15 protein-coding genes and 2 pseudogenes are annotated in these 21,299 nt (G+C 67.8%); 6 read left to right on the top strand and 11 right to left on the bottom strand.

Annotated features, from left to right (window positions below; translation table 11 throughout):
- Positions 1-96: 96 nt before the first annotated feature.
- Together ACWEH3_RS29675 and ACWEH3_RS29670 are read right to left on the bottom strand one after the other, a co-directional pair.
- Positions 97-1,734: a class I adenylate-forming enzyme family protein gene (locus tag ACWEH3_RS29675; protein ID WP_450022780.1), complete on the bottom strand. Its 1,638-nt coding sequence runs from the start codon at positions 1,732-1,734 to the stop codon at positions 97-99.
- A complete protein-coding gene (locus ACWEH3_RS29670) occupies positions 1,731-3,530 on the bottom strand; it encodes a CoA transferase (RefSeq protein WP_450022778.1) in 1,800 nt (599 codons plus the stop codon). The genes ACWEH3_RS29675 and ACWEH3_RS29670 overlap by 4 nt, the downstream gene beginning before the upstream one ends.
- 123 nt (positions 3,531-3,653) lie before the next feature.
- Here ACWEH3_RS29670 and ACWEH3_RS29665 point away from each other — a divergent pair, with 123 nt between their 5' ends.
- Positions 3,654-4,829 (top strand): acyl-CoA dehydrogenase family protein, encoded by a 1,176-nt coding sequence (locus ACWEH3_RS29665; protein WP_450022776.1) that lies wholly within the window; start codon positions 3,654-3,656, stop codon positions 4,827-4,829.
- Between the two features lie 7 nt (positions 4,830-4,836).
- On the opposite strand, the gene ACWEH3_RS29660 is transcribed toward ACWEH3_RS29665, so the two are convergent.
- Together ACWEH3_RS29660 and ACWEH3_RS29655 are read right to left on the bottom strand one after the other, a co-directional pair.
- The gene (locus tag ACWEH3_RS29660) at positions 4,837-5,892 is read right to left on the bottom strand and encodes a hypothetical protein (RefSeq protein ID WP_450022774.1); all 1,056 of its coding nucleotides are present in this window, start codon (positions 5,890-5,892) and stop codon (positions 4,837-4,839) included.
- Positions 5,893-6,004: 112 nt separating this feature from the next.
- Positions 6,005-7,216, bottom strand: coding sequence for an MFS transporter (locus ACWEH3_RS29655; protein WP_450022772.1), 1,212 nt, complete (start codon positions 7,214-7,216; stop codon positions 6,005-6,007).
- A gap of 261 nt (positions 7,217-7,477) precedes the next feature.
- Here ACWEH3_RS29655 and ACWEH3_RS29650 point away from each other — a divergent pair, with 261 nt between their 5' ends.
- Positions 7,478-9,430, top strand: coding sequence for a cytochrome c oxidase assembly protein (locus tag ACWEH3_RS29650; protein WP_450022770.1), 1,953 nt, complete (start codon positions 7,478-7,480; stop codon positions 9,428-9,430).
- 47 nt (positions 9,431-9,477) lie between these two features.
- Here the strand turns inward: ACWEH3_RS29650 and ACWEH3_RS29645 are convergent, their stop codons facing one another.
- The 7 genes and pseudogenes from ACWEH3_RS29645 to ACWEH3_RS29615 form a co-directional block, all read right to left on the bottom strand.
- On the bottom strand, positions 9,478-11,736 hold the full coding sequence (locus tag ACWEH3_RS29645; protein ID WP_450022768.1) for a heavy metal translocating P-type ATPase: 2,259 nt from the start codon (positions 11,734-11,736) through the stop codon (positions 9,478-9,480).
- Between the two features lie 14 nt (positions 11,737-11,750).
- Entirely contained in the window at positions 11,751-12,509 is a 759-nt protein-coding gene (locus tag ACWEH3_RS29640) for a zf-HC2 domain-containing protein (RefSeq protein WP_450022766.1), read from the bottom strand.
- A gap of 459 nt (positions 12,510-12,968) precedes the next feature.
- The gene (locus ACWEH3_RS29635; protein ID WP_450022764.1) at positions 12,969-13,556 is read right to left on the bottom strand and encodes a DUF5825 family protein; all 588 of its coding nucleotides are present in this window, start codon (positions 13,554-13,556) and stop codon (positions 12,969-12,971) included.
- Positions 13,553-15,454: a RiPP maturation radical SAM C-methyltransferase gene (locus tag ACWEH3_RS29630; RefSeq protein ID WP_450022762.1), complete on the bottom strand. Its 1,902-nt coding sequence runs from the start codon at positions 15,452-15,454 to the stop codon at positions 13,553-13,555. The genes ACWEH3_RS29635 and ACWEH3_RS29630 overlap by 4 nt, the downstream gene beginning before the upstream one ends.
- A 3-nt stretch (positions 15,455-15,457) precedes the next feature.
- Entirely contained in the window at positions 15,458-15,856 is a 399-nt protein-coding gene (locus tag ACWEH3_RS29625; protein ID WP_450022760.1) for a hypothetical protein, read from the bottom strand.
- A 101-nt stretch (positions 15,857-15,957) separates the two neighbouring features.
- Positions 15,958-16,116, bottom strand: coding sequence for a hypothetical protein (locus ACWEH3_RS29620; RefSeq protein ID WP_450022758.1), 159 nt, complete (start codon positions 16,114-16,116; stop codon positions 15,958-15,960).
- A 259-nt stretch (positions 16,117-16,375) separates the two neighbouring features.
- Positions 16,376-16,765, bottom strand: a pseudogene (locus ACWEH3_RS29615) (DNA-directed RNA polymerase subunit beta); the annotation flags it as partial.
- A gap of 99 nt (positions 16,766-16,864) precedes the next feature.
- Between ACWEH3_RS29615 and ACWEH3_RS29610 the strand changes: the two are divergent.
- From ACWEH3_RS29610 to ACWEH3_RS29595, 4 genes and pseudogenes are all read left to right on the top strand, one after another.
- Complete coding sequence (locus ACWEH3_RS29610; RefSeq protein ID WP_452358423.1) at positions 16,865-17,533, top strand: GntR family transcriptional regulator; 669 nt, start codon at positions 16,865-16,867, stop codon at positions 17,531-17,533.
- Positions 17,534-17,596: 63 nt separating this feature from the next.
- A pseudogene (locus ACWEH3_RS29605) lies at positions 17,597-18,974 on the top strand (allophanate hydrolase).
- On the top strand, positions 18,971-19,723 hold the full coding sequence (locus ACWEH3_RS29600) for a cysteine hydrolase family protein (protein WP_450022754.1): 753 nt from the start codon (positions 18,971-18,973) through the stop codon (positions 19,721-19,723). Before ACWEH3_RS29605 ends, ACWEH3_RS29600 begins: the two are co-directional and overlap by 4 nt.
- The coding region (locus ACWEH3_RS29595) for a regulator (RefSeq protein ID WP_452358422.1) at positions 19,698-21,299 on the top strand (1,602 nt) is incomplete at its 3' end. The genes ACWEH3_RS29600 and ACWEH3_RS29595, both read left to right, overlap by 26 nt.

The following is a 21,299-nucleotide window of genomic DNA, read 5'->3' as shown; positions in this document are numbered from 1 at the left end:
TCCGATCGACAACCGCTTTCACGTCGGCCCGCTGGGGTACGTGCCCGGGGGGGTGTGGGGGGGGGCTGCGGTGGACCGGGCTCCCCCGCGGTTATTTCAGTGGTGGACGGCGGTGAACCTTGTTTGCAGAGCCGCGCGGTCGGGTTTGCCCGCCGGGGTCAACGGCAGGGCATCGAGCAGCAGGAGCGATTCGGGGTGTTTGCCGCGCTCCATGCCGTTTGCCGCCAGATGAGCGCACAGCCCTTCCAAGTCGAGCACGCTGCCCGGCCGTGGCACGACGCAGGCCGCGAGTCGCTCACCGAGCACGTCGTGGGGGACGCCGATGCACGCGACATCGCGGACATCGGGATGCGTGGCCAGCATGCGTTCGACCTCGGCGGGGCTGATGTTCGCGCCACCGCGGATGACGATCTCCTTGAGCCGCCCGACCACGTGCAGGCGGCCTGCGGGGTCCAGGACGCCGAGGTCACCGGTGCGTACCCAGCCGTCGCTCGTGCGATAACGCGAGTCCAATTGCGGGTCCGCGACGTAGCACAGTGGCGTCATCGGGCCCCGGGCGACTATTTCTCCGGTTTCGCCCGGTGCCGCAATCCGGCCGGTGCCGACCAGGTCGATGCGGATCTGCGCCACCCGCGGGTCGGGTCGGCCGACCAGCACTCCCGAACTCCCGTCGTCGGAATCGATTTCGTCGATGTCCGTGTGACAGTTGACGCCGTCGGCCGACCCGTAGAGGTTCACCACCGTGCATCCGAATGCTTGTTGCGCCTCCCGGGCGGTGGTGGCGTCGAGTTGCGAACCACCGAGCACCAGTGCCGTCAGTGCGGAGGTGTCGGTCTCGGCTGCGCCGTTGTCGAGCATCATCCGGATCATGGTGGGGACGCCGAGCACGTGCGTGGGACGATGCCGTTGGATCGACGCCAACGCTTCCACCGGCGAGAAGTGATCCAGCAGAATCAGCGCGCCGCTGTGGCGGGCCAGCGTCACAGCCGTGCCGTTGCTGCCGAATGCCGTGGCGAGCGGTACGAGAAACAGGCTGCGGGGCGGTCGGTCGTCGGTCAACAGCGATGCCATGAAGTTGCCGCGGCCGCCTGCCAGCGCGTTGTGGGAGTAGGCGACCATTTTCGGTTCCGACTCCGACCCGGAGGACACCAGGATGCGAGCGGCCGCGTCCGGATCGGGGCGAGCCGGTACGAAATCGTCATAGTCGCCAGGGAACAGCTCGGCAAAAGGCACACAGCCTTTCGGTGCGAAGTCGGTACCGACGGCGACGACGAAACGCAATGTCGGCAATTGGCCGAGCAACTGCGCGAGATCTGCGGCGTGGTGGTGTCCACGGAACTGGGCGGCGGCCAGGACACCGACGGCTTCCGATCTCCGCAGCAACGACTCGGCCTCGCGCATGCCGCGACCGGCGGGGAACGGCAGGGCTACCGCGCCGAGTGCGGCCAAAGCGAGGTCTGCGATGACAGCGGCGCGGCAATTCGGCAGCTGGGTGCCGACGACATCGCCGGCTTGTACGCCTCGGGCGGCCAGACCGGTGGCCAGCTGCCGCGCCAGGGCGTCCAATTCCGCGTAGCTCACCTCGCCTTCGTTGTCGACCAGTGCGGTTCGGTGCGGATGCTGGCAGCGGCGTGCCCGGAACAGCGAATACAGGTCGAGGTCGGGGTAGCTGCCGTCGGCCGCCCAGGTTCTGCGTAGCTTGCGGGGGACCAGATCGTGTAGTGCGACGCTCATCGGAACCTCCAAGGCGACGACACGGCGACGGCGCCGTGTTCGTCGCGTGTCAGGGCGCCCGCGAAGCGGGAATCGGTGGGCAGGGTCGTGAGATCGGTGGTCACTGGGGTGGTACCGATGCATCGGCCGCGAAGCATCGCGCAGGCGGCGTCGGTGGACAGCGCACGCACCTGTGCCGCGGTGTCGGCTGCCGCGGCGGCGTGCTCGTCAGCGGGTGCGAGGAGCCCGTCAGCGGTCGGCAACGGGCGACGGAATCCGGCGGGGTGACGGAGGGAAAGACCGTCGTGCGCCCGGCGCAGAGCCGGCGCGGTCAGCAATTGCGCGGCGGCCAGGAGGGAGGATTCCACGCGCACGCCGCGGCCGGTGCGTTCGCGGGTGAGCAGTCCGGCGAGAATCGCTTCGGTGCCCAGCATGCCGCCGAGCACGTCCAGCAGGGTCATCAGTGACGGTGTCGGTGGTTCGTCGGCTGGGCGGGCCGCCTCTCCGACGGCGGTGCGGGCTTGCACCATGAAGTCGGTGCCCATGGGGGCGCCGGGGAGCCGTCCTGCCCAGCCGCTGGTGTAGGCGTAGATCAGGCTCGGATTGGCGGCCGATAGCGTGTCGGCGTCGAGTCCGAGTTGCTCGGCTTTGCCGGGAGCCCAATTGTGTAGGAAGACGTCGGCGTCGGCTGCCAGTTCGAGCAACCGCTGTCGGTCGGAGGGGGACTTGATATCGATTTCGACGGAGTCCTTGCCCCGGTTGAGGGCCAGCCAGCGTGCGGAGATGTCCGAGCAGGTCGGTGGCATGCCACGCAGCGGGTCACCGCCTGGCGGTTCGATTCGCACGACGGTCGCGCCGAGCAGCCCCAGCAGATGCGCGGCGAGTGGGGCTTGGACTCGACGCCCTGCCTCGAGCACGGTGAAGCCCGCCAGAGGGCGCTCGTCGCAACATCGGCCGCGCGCCGGTACCGTCGCGGAGAGCTTCGGATAGGCGGCCAGTTCCCAGGGCAGCGTCGATTCTCCGCCGTCGTGCAGTTCCGCCGAGCGTTCGGCGAGGGTGTGCAATCGGCAGACATCGGCCCCGGATTCGGCCGCGGCTGCCTGTACCTGTGCCCACGTGGCTCCCAGCGCGGTGTGATGCAGCTCGTCGGGGATCGGGGCGCAGGCGGTGGCGTAGCGGAACTGAAAGGGCCGCCAGCCTTTTCGTACCGCCTGCATCGGCGCTCGCATGGCCTGCCAGAATTCGGCCCACACCGCGACGTCCAGTGCTTCGAGTTCGAATCGAACGCCGTCGGCAGTGGTGAACGGTGGCCCGCCGGGCGCCAGTGCGCTGGCTTCGTCGTCCTCGGCGCACGCTGCCGCGAGGTACTGCGAGACGGTCAGCAGCGCCACGCGGTCGAGCGAGACTTCCGCCGAGGTGACCGAGGTGCCCCTCGCGCGGCCGATGAGCGCGGCCAACAGGCCTTGGACGGCGAGCACACCGGAAGCGGTCGAGACGTAGTCCACGGCCAGTCCACGGGGTGAGCCGTCGCGACGTCCGTGCACGAGCATCAGTCCTGCGGCGGCCTGCGCGGTCGCCTCATCGCACACCTCGCTGTCCGGCCCGCCCCAGGACAGGCGGGTTTCGACTCTCGCACCGTCGAGGTCGGTGAGAGCCAGCGTGTCATGGTCGCCCGTGGAAGGTTCGGCGCCCAGCAACCGCAGGTGCTGCGCCGCGATCGAGACCGGACCCGGCGGTCCACCGGTCTCGACCTGCACCCCCTGCAGTGGTTTCGCCGTCAGGGGGGTGTCGGAGGTCCGCGTTGCGCCGAGTGTCATGGCTCTCCTTCTCGAACAGAGTGACCGCCGCGGGAACTCGGTGGCGATCGCCGCCGACCACTCCCGCGGACAACAGCAGTCGCAGGGCGGGGACGTCGAGTTCCCGCCAAACGAGGAGAAGCCATGGACCCGTACGCATCCGACACCCGTATGTCCGCCGCCGGGGTCGACGGCACGTCGCTGCGTGAACGTGTGGAAGCCTTCGTGGCAGCACGAGTGATGCCACAAGAGATCCTGCTGGACACAGGTGGCCCAGCTGCTGCGGCAGCCCGTTCGCAGTTGGCCGACGCCGCGCGGGCGGAAGGGCTGTGGGCGTTGCCGCTGCCGAGGGAACTTGGTGGTCGGGGACTTTCGTTCGCCGAGTACGTGTGCTTGGCCGAGGCCGAAGGCGCCAGTGACCATGGGCCTGCGGTGCTCGGCTCGGCCTCGCTGTTGGATGTGCGGATGTTGCAGCGTCATGCCGGTGACCGCGTTCGGGAGACCTACCTGAAGCGACTGGTTTCCGGAGAGCTGCATGCGGCGTACGCGATGACCGAACCCGACACACCGGGCACCGATCCGACGTTGACGGCCACCCGAGCGACGGAGGCTCCGGACGGTTCGTGGGTCCTGTCCGGTCGCAAATGGTTCGTCAGCGGCGCCCAGGACGCCGATGTGATCACTGTGCTGGCTCGCACCGACGGTCGGGCGCCGGACCGGGTTGGGTTGTCGTTGCTGCTGGTGCCGACGGACGCTCCGGGCTTGCGGCTCGTGCGTGAGCTGCCGGTCCTCGGCGTGGGTGGGCAGTGGGAGATCGCCCTGGACGAGGTGCGGCTGCCGAAAGACCATCTCATCGGCGAGCGGGGACGTGCGTTGCCGATCGCGCGGCAGCGGTTGCAGCTCGGCCGGACGTTGCGCTGCCTGCGCTGGCTCGGCCAGGCGCAGCGGGCCCATGACCTGATGTGCGAGCGAGCTCGCACGCGCGGCCAGTCATCGGGAACGCTGGCCGAACGCCAGCTGGTGCAGCAGCATGTTTTCGAGTCCCTGCTGGCCATCCGGAGCACCCGGCCGCTCGTGCACAAGGCGGCCGCGCTCCTCGACGCAGGTCATGACGCTCGCGTGGAATCCGGTTTGGCGAAGGTGGCTGCGGCGCGGACGCTGCAACAAGTGGCTGACTCGGCCATCCAGGTGTACGGGGCTGCCGGGCTGGGACCGGATACCGCGCTGCCGGGACTGCTGCGAATGGGGCGGATGGCGCGCTTGCTGGATGGTCCGGACGAACTGCACATCACCTCCGTGGCCAGGTCGGTGCTGCGCTGAGGCCGTATCAGGTGTCGAAAGGAGCGATCAACCCGGTCTGCATGGCCAGAGCCGCGGCGAAGAAGAAATTGCCCCAGATCAGCTCGTGGTTGGTGGCAAGCCCGCGGCCGAAGTCGTAGCATCCGCCACCCAGCCTGCCCCCGGGGTGCTGGGAGCCGGGACCGCTCAGGAAGTCCGTGGCAAGCCGTCGCGTGATCTCCGTGGCTCTCAGCCGCATCGCTGCGGACTGTGCTGTAAGCGTCTGTGCTGCCGCAAGTTTCAGCAGTGCTACCGCCTCGATCGCGGCGGCCGAGGTGTCTGGTGGCGCGTCAGGATGGTTTTCGGCGGTGGGTACCAGTGGTTGGTCGGCATCGAGGAGTGTGCGGGCATCGACGAGGAATTCCGGAGACAAGTGCCGGCAGGCGTCGGCCAGGGCGAGCAGGAGCCAGGCCCTGCCTCGGCTCCATCCTCGCTGCGGTTGCGGTGAGGGAAGCCATGTGCCATCCGACCAGGCCCATGCCGGGGTGCCGATCGGTGTTGTCCGCCAGAGGTGCAGGTGTGTTGAGAGGTGTTCGTGGGCGATACTCGGGCTGCGTGGGTCTTTGTCTGTGGCCAGCAGTGGTACGAGGCCGGGAATTCCGTCCACTCGAGCGAGGAGGCGTGGGCCACCGAACGCTGAACCCCATGGCAGGACACCAAGATCGTGATCGAAGTCGGAACGGCACTGGCGTGCGGCACACTCGCGAAGCGCTGAGGCGCGGGCGTCGTCACCGCGCCCGGCTGCCAGGGCTGTTCCGTACCAGAGAATCAATCCGCGGGTAGAGGTGTCCGATGTCACCCAGTCGGCCAGGAACTGTGTCGTCTCTGCGGCGACGTTGCGATGCTCGCGCCGATCGCTACCCAGTGCACGCAGCCACAGCAGGCCCGCCCAGAAGCCGCCGGTCCAGGATCCGCGGGAGGTGGTTGTCCATTCGCCGGAGGTACTGTCGGCATAGAGCGGAAACCGTGTGCCCACAGCGGCATGTGTGCTCGATACGCGGTTCATGAGGGCATCAAATGCCGCGCGCGCCCAATCCGTCACCATGTTGCGCCCCCGCACCATTCCGTCGTATGCAGCTGTTGAGCTGTACGTAATGAAAACTGCTGCAGCAAATCCAGTTTCGTGAATTCACAGCGGCGCGTGTCGTGCATAGTCCTCACGCCTGCTCCTCGACGCGGATCGCTCGATCGCGCACTGCCCACAACGCGGCGACTACCGCCGCGACAGCGAATTCCGCCGCAACGATCAGCCAGCTGTTGCTGTATCCGATCGAGGGCACCACGGTGCCGAAAAGTGGTGGACCTACCGCGAACCCGGCGAAGAACCCCGCCGAGACCAACGCCGAGTTGCGTCCGGCTCGTCCAGGGACAGAGCGCTGGATCACCAGCACCATGGACACCGCGTTGCCCGCCATGCCGAAGATGCCGACGGCAATCACCGCGACCCACACCACCCCGGTCATCAGTGCGGAGGCGGCCAGCAGCAGCGCCGCGACGCCGGATCCGAACGCCAATCCGGCGGGCAGTAAGACGGCCGTGCGCGGGTTACCTGCCACACGTGCCCAGCCGATGCGGCCTGCGATGCCCGCTACGCCGAGCACGGCCACGAGGGTCCCCGCTGCCGCGGCGCCGAGGCCGAGCCGTCGTTCGCCGAACAGCGCCAAGTAGGTGTTGATCGATGCCATGGCGGCCCCCAGAAACAGGGAGTACGCCGCCAGCCAGTACACGATGCCGTCGGTCCCGCGTGGTTGGGGGTTGCCACCGACGCTCGAACTGGATCTGCCGTGGTGCTGTCGCGACGAGTCGGCAGGCAGGGTACGCCACACCCACAGCGCGACCAGCAGCGCGACACCCGCTGCCGTCCACACCGCAGTACGCCAGCCCGCCGCAGCGGCCAGCGCGGTGAGGGGTAGTCCGGCGGCGACGGCGCCGAGTTGGACACCGGATTGTTTGGCGCCGGTCACCCCTGCGCGATCGGCCGGCGGGATCGCCGTCAGGATCGCTTTGTTCGTCGCGGGGTTGGCCAGCGCCTGCGGCACGCCGCCCAGGGCCACCGCAGCGAGGAGGACGGCGTAGGCCGGTGCGGCGGCGATGACGCCGAGGGCCACTGTGACGGTCAGCAGCAGCGCGATCAGGCATCGTCGTGGACCGAGCAGATCCACCGCGCTACCGGCCAGCGGCGACAGCATCGCAGCTGTCCCGAAGCCCATAGTCGTCGTCAATCCCAATGCGGTGGTGGACATCCCGAGATCCGCAACGAGACGCGGGCCCAGCGCCCCGAGGACGAACAACTGCAGCATGGAGAAGGCCATCGCCGCTGTGAGTACGCCGGTCACCGAGGCTGTCGTCAGCCGGTCCCGTCCTACCACGGGGTGTGTCTGCACTGCCGTCCTCCCAGCCATGCCACGCCGCTCACCAGCGGCCCTGAGGTCAGGTAGTCGCGCGGCGTGCGGGTTCGGTTCCGCCAGCTGGCGGACGGGGGACGACCGGTACTACCGCGTCGGCGCGGCGGCGTCCGGTTCGCTGATGTCGGGAACTTCCCGTCCGTGCGATCCGACCACTATGCGCGAGCTGTTTCCTATGGAGGGCAGTGCTTTCTGGTCGGAGGTCGGGTGGATCCAACGGTGGGCGTGAATCGCAAAGATGTCCGTTGCATTCGGATCGTCGCGGTGGTGGTGTCGCTGACGCTCGTCACCGGCGCCGTGCTGGCGATGGGTGAGGTTCCCTACCGCGCGGCCGGCACGACGTATCCCGGGCTTGCGTCCGCGTTGGGCTACGCGCTGTTGCGGACGGTGGCCGCGCTCGCGGGCGCGGTGGCGCTCGGTTCTCTGGTCTACGCGGTGTGCTGTACGCGGGTCTCCGCACAGGGGCGGATTCTGGTCGACGGCTACGCGGGCTTGCGGCTGGCCGAGCGTGCCGGTCTGGTCTGGTTCGTCTCGGCGCTGGTATTGATTCCGGTCACAGCAGCGGATATCGGTGGGTCGAGTCTGTCGGGTCTGGTGCGCGCGGGCGCGCTCGGGGCGTTACTGGATGCGAGCGAGAAACCCAAGGCATGGGTTGTCGTCGCGGTGCTGGCCGCTGCGGTGAGTGTCGGTGCACGGTTGACGTTGTCCTGGATCGGGGTCGTCTTGCTGACGTTGGTGGCGGCTGTGGGCGTGCTGCCGCCCGCGTTGGTCGGCAACGCGGGTGAAGGGCCGAACCACGATTACGGCACGGGCGCGATGATCCTCTTCCAGGTCGCCGTGTCGGTGGGGCCGGGGTTGTTCTGGTGTGTCGCCGAGCAGTTGCGGCGCGGTGGTTCGGACACGGCGGTCGCAGTTCGGCGCGCCGTGATCATCGGAATGCTGTGCACGGTGACCGCGGCGGTCAGTGGGCTGGTGCTCGTACTCGTGCTGTTGCCGTGGTCGTGTGTGCTCACGACCGGATACGGCAGGTTGGCACTGTTCGCGGGATTGGGGCTCGTCGCGGCGGGGTGGACGCTGTGGCGCTCCTACCGCACTCGGGTGCCGGGTGATGGGATCGCGTTCGTATTTGCCTGGAGCGCAGCGCTTTCCGTAGTCGTGCTGAGTGTGCTGGCGGCAATGGCGGTGCAACCGGCGCCCGCGTTCGCCGACCGGTCGTTCACCGCGCAGGAGGTGTTTCTCGGTTTCGAAGTGACGGATCGGCCCACCTTGTGGCGGCTGCTGACGTCGTGGCGTTTCGATTTCGTGCTCGGGACGGCAGCGTTGCTCGCGGTTGTGGCGTATGTCCTCGGCGTATGGCGTCTGCGTCGTCGTGGGGACCGCTGGTCGCGATGGCGCACTCTGTCATGGATGGGTGGTTGTCTAGCGCTACTGATCGCCACGTCCTCGGGCATCGGTACCTACGGTCTCGCGATGTTCAGCATGCACATGATCACGCATATGGCTTTGAACATGTTCGTCCCGGTGCTTCTTGTGCTCGGCGCGCCGGTGACGCTGTTGCTGCGGGCTCTGCCGTCGGCGACGCGGGGCGCGGTGCACGGGCCACGCGAGTGGGTGCTGGCACTGTTGCATGCCAAGCCGACCGCAGTCCTGGCTTACCCCGGCACGGCGATCGCGTTGTTCGTCGTGTCGTTGTACGGGCTGTATTTCACGACGCTGTTCGAGAACCTGATCCGCTACCACTGGGGCCACGTCCTGATGAACGTCCACTTTCTGATCGTCGGGTACCTGTTCTACTGGGGAATCATCGGCATCGATCCGGGTCCGCGCAGGCTGCCTCATCTGGGACGGCTGGGGATGCTGTTCGCGGTAATGCCGTTCCACGCGTTCTTCGGCATAGCCATCATGTCGATGAATTCCGTTGTGGGTCAGCGGTTCTACGGCAGTCTCCGGTTGCCGTGGGCGATCGATCTGCTGGCGGATCAGCACGTCGGGGGCGGCATTGCCTGGGTGTCCGGTGAGGTCCCGATTCTGCTGGTGGTGGGCGCGTTGCTGACGCAGTGGGCGGCCCAGGATCGGCGCACCGCGATGCGCACCGACCGCAAGGACGACGAGTACGGCGATTCCGACCTCGCCGCTTACAACGCGATGCTGGAGCAGCTGGCCCGCAGCCGTCGGTGATATTCACCGAAGCGTTTTCACGGCGTAGACGCGCGCCCCGGCACCGGTCAGTCGCCTAGACGTGCTCGGCGCAGGCGCAGGCTGTTGGAGACGACGAAGAACGACGAAAAAGCCATCGCCGCGCCCGCGATCAGGGGGTTCAGCAAACCCAGCGCGGCCACCGGGATGGCGACGATGTTGTAGCCGAAGGCCCACACCAAGTTCCCTTTGATGGTGCGCAAAGTCGCGTGCGCCAACTCGATCGCGTCAGTGGCCGCGGCGAGGTCTTCGCGCACCAGGATGACATCGGCGGCGGCGATCGCGACATCGGTCCCCGCGCCGATCGCCATGCCGAGGTCCGCGGTGGCCAGCGCCGCGCCGTCATTGATGCCGTCGCCGATCATGGCGACTCGATGTCCGCGCTCCTGCATCTGCGCGATCAGCTCGACCTTGCCTTCGGGCAATAGCTCGGCCACCACCTCGTCGATGCCGATCTCGTCGGCGACAGACTGCGCGGCATACGCGTTGTCGCCGGTGAACATGAACACGCGCAGACCGAGTCGATGCAGTCGGGCGACAGCAGGAGCCGCGCTGTCTTTCACGGTGTCGGCCACCGCGACGAGCGCGACGGCGACCCGGTCCACCCCGACCAGCACAACGGTGCGGCCGACTCGTTCCTGACGGCGGAGCTCCCGCAGTAAGGCCTGGGGCACGTCGATGCGCTGTTGGTGAAAGAGCCGGAGCCTTCCCACGTGCACTTGCGCACCTTCGACGGTGCCGCGTGCACCCAGTCCCGGTAGTGCCTCGAACGATTCGACCGTAGGCAGGGTGTCGTGCATTTGTCGTGCATGCCGGGTGATCGCGGCCGCGACCGCATGTTCGGAGGCCGATTCCACGGCCCCGGCCAAACGCAGCACCTCGCCGTCGGTGCGCGTGCCCCCGACGGTTACGGCGACGACGCTCATCACCCCGTGGGTGAGGGTGCCGGTTTTGTCGAGCACCACGGTATCGACGTCGCGAGTCGCTTCCAGCGCTTGATGACCCTTGATGAAGATGCCCAGCTGCGCACCGCGGCCGGATGCCACCAACAGAGCCGTGGGTATGGCCAAACCCAGCGCGCACGGACAGGCGACCACCAACACCGCCAGCGCCGCCGCGGCCGCACGCTCGCCTCCGCTCCCGGTCATCCACCACACGCCGAAGGTCACGCCTGCGAGCAGGAATACGCATGGCACGAAGACCGATGACACATGGTCAGCTACGCGCTGCATGCGCGCCTTGCCGGTCTGGGCCTGCTCGACGAGCCGGATCATGCCCGAGAGTTTGGTGTCGGCACCGACCGCGGCGGCCTCGACGATCAGCCGCCCGGTCAGCGCGGTGGTGCCGCCGATCACCGCCATACCCGGCGTGATGTCGACCGGAAGCGATTCACCGGTCATGGCCGAGGCGTCGATGCTGGATTCGCCCGACACCACAAGTCCATCAGTGGCGATCGTCTCGCCTGGGCGTACCACGAATCGTTGCCCTTCCACGAGTTCGCCTATCGGAATGCGCATCTCGCGGTCGTCATGGGTCAGCACAGTGACCTCGCGGGCGCCGAGTGCGGCCAGCGCCCGCAATGCGCTGCCCGCCGAGGCCTTCGCCTTCGCCTCGAAGTATCGCCCCGCGAGTACGAACGCGGTGACGCCCGCCGCGACTTCGAGATAGATGGCGTCGCTGGCCCAGATCGCGGCCCACACGCCCTCCGGCGCGGTTCCCATCCTGGATGGGTGCAGATACATCGTGTCCAGCGACCACAGCGTGGCGGTGAGTACGCCGACCGAGACCAGGGTGTCCATGCTCGCAGCGCGGACTTTCGCGCCCGTGAACGCGCGGCGGTGGAACGGCGCGGCCGACCACAGCACCACCGGCAGCGCCAGCGCCGTGAGGATGAACTGCCAGCCGGGAATCCTGGTGGACGGCAGAGTCGCGAACATGACCGACAGGTCGGCCAAGGGGAAGAACGCCATCAGGGCGACTACGAGGCGGCGCAGGAGATCCTTGACCTCGGCGTCCTCGGGGGCGGCGCTGATCGCCTCGGCGTGGTCGGTGATGGGTGACGCGCCATATCCCGCGGCGTCGACTTCTGCGCAGAGGTCTTCGGCGGTGACATGGTCGACGGCATCGATCGTGGCGACCCCGGTCGCGTAATTCACCGATGCGGTGACGCCGTCGACTTTGTTCAGCCTGCGCTCCACTCGGCTCGCGCATGCGGCGCAGCTCATTCCGGTGACCGCGAGCGAGATCCGGGTGGGCGCGTGGGTTGTCGAGTCGAGCTCAATGGTCATATGAGTCCCTCTTACTATGCGGCGGGATCTTGGGTCGAGCGGAGATGATCTGCGCGTCTGCCCAATCGGGCGCCTGCGGGCAGGACGAATTCGGCGGGTGCGCGGTCGCCGACCGGAGGAGAGGTTTCAGGTCGTTGCGTGCGGTGGACGATGGTGACCAGTGCGAGCGCGACGACCAATACGCCGTGCGACGCGACGCGCGGCAGTGGCACCACGCCGGAACGCAGATCGGCGACAACGAAGGCGCTGAGTACGGCGACGACTGCGGCGAGCACGGGCAGCATTCCCGCGGCCGCCGATGGACGTATCGCGCAGGCGAGCAGTCCGACCCCGATGGCCAGGTTCCACGCGGTGCTCTCGTTGAGCAGGTGGCGAGTCATTTCAGCACCGTGGTGGCTCATCCCGAAGTCGAGGCCTGCGATTTGGGCCAGTGCGAGGCCGACCTGCACGACACCGAGCGCGCCGAGCAGCAGTCTCACCAGCTCGGCCCGCGCGCTCGGCACGATGGCACGCAATGTCGAGGAGACCGATCGCCTCGGCCGTTGCAGTTCGGCTGCGGCGAAGATCGCGTCGGTGAGGTCGGGTGCGTGCGACCGGCTCCCGCGCACGAGTTTCGAAACCTCCACGGCCGTGAGGTACCAGGAACAGCACTCTCGACACTGCTCCAGGTGCTCATCCACCCGCGCCGAGGGGACGGCTTCGGGCTCACCGTCGATCCGAGCCGACAGTGCCGTCCGGCAAACTTCGCACTCCACGTGCAGATTGTCGTCCACTCCGACACTCGAGTTCCCCGAGGGCCGCGATTACCGTCCCGCGGGAAACCACAGCCTCAGAGTGGACTCGGCTCGGAGGCGTGGTGGCGCCGATCCAGCGCACGGGTCGGTGAATCGTTTCGTCGGCGAGGCGGTAGCACACAATTCGGCCGCTTTTGGATGCGGTGCCCCAGGTCGAGCGAGCGACCGTGGCGCTCCACGGCCATGAAATCGCTCGCCGACCCGCCGAAAGACGCGGAGACGAAATCGGGTTCGGCACCGAGCACCCCCTCGAGGGAGGACTTGCTGTCGGCGAGCCGGGGCACCTTGCGAGGTGAGCGTCAGCGCGCGGCAGGCGCGGTCGACCCTCGAACGGTCGGCAGGGGTGAACCGATTTCGCACGCAAAGCTGCCCGGCCCGATCCTCGGGTCTTGACAGCAGGGAAATGCGCTTCCTCGCAGGACTTGACGTGTCGTTGATTCAGAAGGCGGTACACGGAATGGGGAAGGTACGGACTCGATACGGCGACAACAGGAAATGCGCACCCTTGATGATGGCCAGGCCGTTGTCCCGCAAATCGGTCAACAGCCTCAATTCGTCGCGGGTCAATTCATCGATACGGGTTGCCGCGGCCAGAGCCCGGAAGCGGCTGGTGTGCGGCTCGTCGAGGGTGGCGCGAAAGCTCGCCTCGGCTCGGCGAAGATCCCTGATGGCCACGAAATCGGGACCGTACCGGTAACAACACAGGCCGACCTGGTGGCGTTCCCGCCAGCGCGCCAGCGCCTCTTCAGTGGTACGGCCATCCGCTCGCGCGGGGGGTGGCAGATGCACAACGTCGTCCAGTCCGTACGGACCCGCCGAGGCGAGTGACCAGTCGACCCGTACACCGGCCTCCATCGCCGTACCCAGCACTCGCAGCACTGCGAAATCCTCCGCCCCACCACCGAATCGCACCGGTTCGGCGATAACGAGGACCTGCCCGAGCCCCGCCGCGGCGGCGACCGTCGCGGCCGGGTTCGTGAGGTCGGCGAGAGCGGTTTCCGGCCATCGAACCAGTGGTTGGGTCATGTCGGCGCCTCGATGCGCACCAGTACCGGCTCCGGTTGTTCCCGCCGTACGATCGAGCGTTCGATCCCACCCGGCGTCGTCGCCAATGCAAGCCAACGTCCGCCCTCGGTGAACACCAGTCCGTTGGCCAGTTGTGTGGCGAGCCATTCCTGCAGTTCCGCCTCGCCCCAGGCGAACCCAGCAGAGGCGAGATTGCGGTGCAACGCCGGGACGGTGCGGCCATGCTCGAGTTCGGCCCAGGCTTCCCGCTCCCTCGGATCGGCGAACACGTAGTCCTGCGCTGCCCAACCGAACCGGCGATCCCTGATGATCAGCACGTCGTCGATATCTTTACGAAGCAGAGAACTCCGCGGGTAGCGCTCTTGCCACAGAGCGATCGCGGCGTTCAGCGGGGCAACCTGCTCTTCGGTGATCCCCTGATCTGGAGTGTCGAATTCGTAGACGAGGTCGGCGAGCACCCGCTGATCGAGGTTGTACACCGCCTGATATCGCTCGGCCGGAGCCCGTTCGGTGAAGCCGAGGGCCGGATCGTCGAAATTCGGCGAGAACCGTTCGAGGAAGATCCGTCCCGTTCCGCCGGGCGGCTGAAGGTGCACCAGCGCGGGAATCTGCTCGACTATCCTGCGATAGTCGTCCTCGCGTTCGCCGGGAAATCCGTACAGCCAGTTCCACCCGACGGTAATGCCCTCGGTTTCCAAGTCCCGTAAGGCGCGCACATTCCGCACTCCGCCTATGCCTTTGTCCATTCTCCGCAACACGTCATCGACAAGGGATTCGATTCCCGGCTGCACACTCCACACCTTCGCCGCCCGCAGAGTGGCCGCCTGTTCCGCGGTGATATTCGCCTTGATCTCGTAGTGCAGTCGCAGATCGACGTCCGTCGCGGCAATCTCTGGGAGCACGGTACGCAGGTAGGAGACATCGAGAATATTGTCGACCACGGTGATGTCCAAGGTGCGGTGCTTGCGCACCAGGTGGTCGAGTTCGGCGACGAAACGGGACGGTTCTTTCGCCCGGTACATCATGGTCGACCCGTTCAGTCCGCAGAAGGTGCAATGATGCTTCTCGCCCCACCAGCAGCCACGCGAACTTTCCAGCACCAACTCCGGCTCGGTGACCTCACTGATCACACTGTTCTCGTAGGTCCGAAACCAATCGTCGAACAATGGGACGTGCATACCGGCGGGACCGACGGGGGAACTCCTCTGATCGTTCACCTGCTGCTTGCCGTCGGCGTCCCGCCAGCACAGTCCGGCAATCGAGCCTAGTTCGCCAGAGTCCGAACAGAGTGCGCCGAGCAGTTTTGGAAAGGTCTCGTCGGATTCGCCGCGCAGTACCAGGTCGACGAATTCGAATTCCCGGTGCAGGGTGACTCCCATGATTCCGTCGCAATTGTAGCCGCCGAAGAGGGTACGAACTTCCGGTGCACGCTGCTTGATCCGCTTCGCCACAGCCAGGCTCGGCACGCTCTGACTGAAGGTGGAGGTGAACCCGACGATTTGTGGTTCCATGGCCAGCACCGCTTCGGTAACCGAGGAGACGAAATCGTCCGCGAGGTCCCGCATTCGGGAGATCGGATCGAGATCGATCCGGTGCCGCCGGGCGTAGTCCGCCATCCGCTCGATCCCGAAGTCATGGCCGTTCAACGCACCGGCGAAGACCCATTCGCCGAGAGCGTGCACAAACCCGGCATCAGAGACCCGGAGATAGTCCCGCACGGTCAACCCGGCGGCCAGCAGCACTTCGGCCCAGTGGATATTGGCGTGGTAAGCGGCGGGTTCGGCCACGCCGTGCGCCAGGCAACTCGCCCTCAACAGGCCGAGTGCGAGCGAGGGGCGGGTCAGCTCGTGCCACGGCATGCACACCAGGACGGTGCGTGACGAACTCTCGACAGTCACACGTCACCCGCTCAGCGCTGTGGCCCGGTGGATCGCGGCGATCGTGTGATAGCAGTATTTCTCAACTGCGGGTGACGGGGCTCGAGGTACGTTACTCAGCGCGTCCACCCGGTCGCCCGTTGTCGTAGTGTTGAGGTGCCGGGCCGCGGCCATCACGACCAGTACGACCAGGTCGTATTTCACCTTGAGTCGTCCGGTGCATTCGCCGCCCGCGCCGCCGTGCCGAGGGCAACGGTTTCCACGGCTGCAGATGACGATGTCGGGAATGGTGACGCTCAGCTGGTCGTCCACATCTTGCGCGGCGACCCCGTAGTGCCGCCGGCCAAGGCCCGAGAGCAGATACGGCCTGCGCACCGCCGACCAAAATCGCCACTTCCAGCTGATCGCGCGGATTCCTTGCACAGCGACGAAAGCTTGCTCGTCAGTGAGCGGTTCGAGACGCGGGAGGGATGACTCCAGCCACGACGGTGCGCATCCCTCCCGCGTACCAGACGGCTTCTGTATCAAGCTGTCTCGATGTCCTTCTTCAACCGGACATCCGAATCGAGGTAGCGCGTCGTAGGCTTGGTACTGAGCTGCCGAATCTTCTTCATCGACAATACGGACTCGGCCGGACCCGCCCCGTCGAGCTGGGCATCGAAGGACTCTGGATAGTGTGTCATGGGACACTCCTCTCACGCTGGTCGGATGATCATAAGAACTCGCCGCCTCCCCCACAAGATCGCGCGTTGACTCGTCATGGAATTTCGCCGAACTCGTCTGTGCCGCCCCGTACCGGGGTGCAGCTCGGCAGCACCGGACCATCGATCCCCGCTGAGCCGGTGGCAGCCCGAGTCCCCGCGGCGCGTATCGGGTGCACCGGGCACGGACTGTCGCGACAGCGCCATGCCCAGGCACACCGGCCGGTACCGACTGCTCCGATCAGCTCGGCAGATCGTCTACGGATGCGGATTCCTTGCGGGACAGATTGATACCCAGGTTCGCCGCGGCGCGCTCCAGGTCCTCGTCCTCGCCCTCACACAACTCGATCGCGGCACCGTCGGAGGACAACACCTCGACGTTGAGGCAGAGCGACTGAAGTTCCTTCAGTAGCACCTTGAACGACTCCGGAATGCCCGGCTCCGGGATGTTCTCACCCTTGACGATCGCCTCGTACACCTTCACGCGGCCCACCACGTCGTCGGACTTGATGGTCAGCAGTTCCTGCAGGGTGTACGCCGCACCGTAGGCCTGCATGGCCCAGCACTCCATCTCACCGAAACGCTGACCACCGAACTGCGCCTTACCGCCCAGCGGCTGCTGGGTGATTATTCCGCCGACGTCACCGTGACCACGGCGGGCCTTCCTGTCCTGGTCGGGTCCGGGCAGCGGCCGCCGCGCCGCCGACCGCCCCGTTCGTAGACTCGAAGCATGACGGTGCGTGCGGAGGAGACCGTGCTGCCGCCGAGTCTGGTGGATTTGGCGGTGCGGCATGTGCGGTCGGAGGTACTGAGCGGGGCGTACGCGCCGGGGGATCGGATCGGCGAGGAGGCGCTGTGCGCCCGGCTGGGCACCAGCCGGGCGCCAGTGCGGGAGGCGCTGCGGCTGCTGGTGCAGGAGGGGCTCATCGAGCATCTGCCGCGCCGCGGCTTCCGGGTGGTGGTGTGGTCGGCCACGGACGTGCTGCAACTGTTCGAGCTGCGGCGGGTCCTGGAGCGGCACGCGGTGGAGAGCGCGTTTCCGCTGCCCGCCACGGGAGATCCGCTGCGCGCGGTGCGCGCCGCGCTGGCCGACATGCGGGCGACCGACGGCTGCGGCGACGACTTCGAGCGGGACAACGCGCACCGCCGCTTCCACGCCGCGATCGTCGCGCTGGCCGGCCATCGGCAACTGGATCTGGCCTATGCGCCGATCCTGCTGAAACTGCAGCTGCCGATGGCTCGTAACCTGCGGGAGGAGGGGAGGGCCACACACCGCCGCGACGGAGTGCGCCGGCACGCCGCGCTGCTGGCTGCCCTGGAGACCAACGACCGGGACATCGTGCTGGCGGAGATGCGCAGGCACGGCGAGCTGGCCTACCTCGATCTCGAATTCCGCTGACCGGCAACACAGCCGAAACACGCGAACACACTGGGCTTCACGCATTCTGTCGACAATCGACAAATGCACAGCCCGGGACCCAGCATCGCCGAGATCCTGCATTCACACGAAAGCGATAGCGGCTCACCGACGAACACCGCGGCGCGGGTCGCCGACGCGATCGCCTCCCACGGCGACGACGGCACCTGGATCACCCCGGTGCCCCGCGCGCAACTGCTTGCCGCGGCGGCCGAGATCGAGCGGCGCCCGGGCGCGCGCACGCTGCCGCTGTACGGCGTGCCGTTCGGGGTGAAGGACAGCATCGATGTCGCGGGCTGGCCCACCACCCTGGCCTGCCCCGACTTCGCCTATACGGCAACCGGAACCGCCCCGGCGGTGCAGCGCCTGCTGGACGCGGGCGCGCTGTTCGTCGGCAAGACCAACCTGGATCAGTTCGCCACCGGGCTGAACGGCACCCGCACCCCATACACCATCCCGCGCAGCGTCTTCGGCGGCGACCTCATCTGCGGCGGGTCCAGCTCCGGCTCCGCGCGGGCGGTGGCCCTGGGCGAGGTGCCGTTCTGCGTGGCCACCGATACCGCCGGGTCCGGCCGGGTCCCGGCCGCGCTCAACGGCATCGTCGGCTGGAAGCCGTCGCGCGGGTTGATCAGCGCGGTCGGGCTGGTCCCGGCGTGCAAGTCGCTGGACTGCGTCACCCTCACCGCGACCTCGATCGAGGACCTCGACCGGGTCTTCGACGTGATCGCGGCAGTGGACCCGGACGATCCCTGGAGCCGCCCCCGTGGGCCGCGCCACCGCGGCGGGCGGCTGCGCGCCGGGCTGCCCGCCGCAGCGGAGCTGGAGTTCTTCGGCGACACGGTGTTCCGGGATGCGCACCTGACGTTGCGGGAGCGCCTGTCCGGGCTCGGATTCGACTGCGTGGCGACCACTCTGGAGCCGTTCCTGGCGGCGGGCGAGCTGCTCTATCAGGGCCCCTGGGTGGCAGCGGCTGGTGGAGTTCGGCGACTTCCTGGCCGGTCATCCGGACTCGATACTGCCGACAGTGCGCGAAATCCTCACCGGTGGCTACCGGTTCGACGCGGTGGACGTGTTCCGGGCGCAGCAGCGGCTACAACGGCTGCGCGCGCGGGTGGCCCGGATGTGGGCCGACTTCGACGTGCTGGTGCTGCCGGCCATCGGCACCACCTTCACCGTGGCGCAGGTGCTGGCCGATCCTGTCGCCACCAACACCGTGCTCGGGCACTACACCCATTTCGGGAATCTGCTCGACCTCACCGCCGTGGCGGTGCCGGTGGGCGTGACCGGCGACGGGCGGCCGCTGTCGGTCATGGTGGCCGGTCCCGCGCTCGCTGACGACACCGTGCTGGCGGCCGCGGCGCGCATCCTCGACGAACCCCGCACGGTGGTGACCGCCGCCCGAGCAGCGAAGGAGCGACAATGACCACCACACAGTCCATTCCGGCGCGGCCGGGACCCTTCCGATACGAGCCGGGCACCCTGGCGCTGCTGATCATCGATATGCAGCGTGACTTCCTGCTGCCCGGCGGCTTCGGTGAGAGCCTCGGCAACGACGTCGGCCTGCTGCGCATGGTGATCGAGCCGCTGCGCGCGCTGCTGGCCGCCGCCCGCGCGGCGGGGGTGCCGGTGCTGCACACCCGGGAGGGTCACCGGCCCGACCTGTCCGACTGCCCCCCGTCGAAGCTGTTGCGCGGCAACCCCTCCCAGCGCATCGGCGACCCGGGGCGGTTCGGCCGCATCCTGATCCGCGGCGAGTACGGCCACGACATCGTCGACGAGCTGGCACCGCTGCCAGACGAGGTCGTGATCGACAAGCCGGGCAAGGGCGCCTTCTACGCCACCGGCCTCGCCGCCGAATTGCAGCGCGGGGGCATCCGCTCCCTGCTGGTCACCGGGGTCACCACCGAGGTGTGCGTGCACACCACCGTGCGCGAAGCCAACGACCGGGGCTACGAGTGCCTGGTCGTGTCCGACTGCGTCGGTTCCTATTTCCCCGAATTCCAGCGAGTGGGGCTGGAGATGATCGCGGCACAGGGCGGCATCTTCGGCTGGGTCGCCGATTCGGCCGCGGTCGTCGCCGCGCTGACCACCCCCGCCCGGCTCGACCCTTCCGCCGATACGCCCGGTCTAGTGAACAGGAAAACCGATGTCCCTCGAAACGCAACCCAGTGACACCGCACCCCCCGAGGAACCCGCCGCCCTCCGCTTGCCCTGGTGGACGCGCGGCGACACCAACGCCTACTTCGGGCTCTGCTTCAACATCCTGGTCAACGTGCTCACCCTCACCACGCTGTCCATCACGGTGGTGAACATCTCGAGCAGGGACGTGCTGGGCAGCGTGCTGCCCGCGCTGGGCGTGGCCCTGGTGCTCGGCAACCTCTACTACGTGCTGCTGGCCCGCCGCCTCGCCCGCCGCGAACAGCGGACGACGGTGACGGCGCTGCCGTACGGACCCAGCGTGCCGCACATGTTCATCGTGGTGTTCGTGGTCATGCTGCCGATCTATCTGGGCAGCCACGATCCGCTGAAGGCGTGGTCGGCGGGCCTGGCCTGGGCGTTCCTGATCGGCGTTATCGTCATGATCGGCGGCTTCGTGGGCCCATACATCCGCCGCATCACACCGCGCGCGGCAATGCTCGGCACCCTGGCGGGCATCTCGATCACGTTCATCTCCATGCGCCCGGCCGCGCAGATGTGGGAGGCCGCGTGGATCGCGCTGCCCGTGCTGGCGATCATCCTGATCGGCTTCTTCACCGACGTGCGGCTGCCCGGCAACGTACCGGTCGGCCTGGTGGCGCTGCTGGCCGGCACGGCGATCGGCTGGATCGGCGGTTTCATGTCGGTGCCGGACGTCAGCAAGGCCGCGCACGACATCGCGATCGGGCTGCCGACCCTGCACCTGCACTTGCTGTTCACCGGCCTCGGCAATCTCAGCCCGCTGCTGGCTACGGCGATTCCGCTGGGCGTCTACAACTTCACCGAGGCGATGAGCAACGTGGAGAGCGCCGCGGCGGCGGGCGACAACTACAACCTGCGCAGCGTGTTGCTCGCCGACGGGCTCGGCGCCGTCGTCGGCTCAGGCTTCGGCTCGCCGTTCCCGCCCGCGGTCTACATCGGCCATCCGGGCTGGAAGGACGCCGGCGGGCGCACCGGATACTCGATGGCCAGCGGCGTCACCATCGGCGTGATGTGCCTGCTGGGGCTGTTCGGGGTGCTCGCCACCCTGCTGCCGATCCCGGCGATCGTGCCGATTCTGCTGTATATCGGCCTGCTGATCGGCGCCCAGGCATTCCAGGCGGTGCCCAAGTTGCACGCTGTGGCGGTGGTCGCGGCGCTGATCCCGAACCTCGCCGAGTGGGCGGTCGGCCAGATCGACAACGCGCTGACGGCGGCCGGTACCACCGCCGACAACGTCGGCGACGCCGCGCTCGGCCAAGCGGGCGTGGTGTACGACGGGCTGAAGACGCTGGGCTCGGGCGGCGTGCTGGCCGGTCTGGTGCTCGGCGCGGTCGTGACCTTCATCCTGGACAAGCGCTTCGTCGCCGCGGCCACCGCGTGCGCCGCCGCCGCGGCGCTGAGCTGGATCGGCCTGATCCACGCCGCCCAGGTCGCCTGGGCTGCGGCACCGAAGGTGGCGCTGGGCTATCTGTTATGCGGGCTGGTCTGCCTCGCCTCCTCGCGGCTGGCCGGGGCTCGGAAGCCGCTCGCGGCGGTTCCGGCGACGCCCGAACGGCCGACGCGACCGGCA

The sequence above is a fragment of the Nocardia sp. NPDC004718 genome (assembly GCF_053601535.1).
The sequence above is the reverse complement of the archived record's forward strand: the minus strand, read 5'-3'. Positions and strand labels throughout refer to the sequence as shown.

What these genes read in the sequence shown, in the direction of transcription:
- ACWEH3_RS29600 (WP_450022754.1), top strand. Translation starts at nt 18,971, where the DNA reads ATGACCACCACACAGTCCATTCCGGCGCGGCCGGGACCCTTCCGATAC.
- ACWEH3_RS29645 (WP_450022768.1), bottom strand. Translation starts at nt 11,736, where the DNA reads ATGACCATTGAGCTCGACTCGACAACCCACGCGCCCACCCGGATCTCG.
- ACWEH3_RS29660 (WP_450022774.1), bottom strand. Translation starts at nt 5,892, where the DNA reads ATGGTGACGGATTGGGCGCGCGCGGCATTTGATGCCCTCATGAACCGC.
- ACWEH3_RS29670 (WP_450022778.1), bottom strand. Translation starts at nt 3,530, where the DNA reads ATGACACTCGGCGCAACGCGGACCTCCGACACCCCCCTGACGGCGAAA.
- ACWEH3_RS29665 (WP_450022776.1), top strand. Translation starts at nt 3,654, where the DNA reads ATGGACCCGTACGCATCCGACACCCGTATGTCCGCCGCCGGGGTCGAC.
- ACWEH3_RS29620 (WP_450022758.1), bottom strand. Translation starts at nt 16,116, where the DNA reads ATGACACACTATCCAGAGTCCTTCGATGCCCAGCTCGACGGGGCGGGT.
- ACWEH3_RS29610 (WP_452358423.1), top strand. Translation starts at nt 16,865, where the DNA reads ATGACGGTGCGTGCGGAGGAGACCGTGCTGCCGCCGAGTCTGGTGGAT.
- ACWEH3_RS29675 (WP_450022780.1), bottom strand. Translation starts at nt 1,734, where the DNA reads ATGAGCGTCGCACTACACGATCTGGTCCCCCGCAAGCTACGCAGAACC.
- ACWEH3_RS29635 (WP_450022764.1), bottom strand. Translation starts at nt 13,556, where the DNA reads ATGACCCAACCACTGGTTCGATGGCCGGAAACCGCTCTCGCCGACCTC.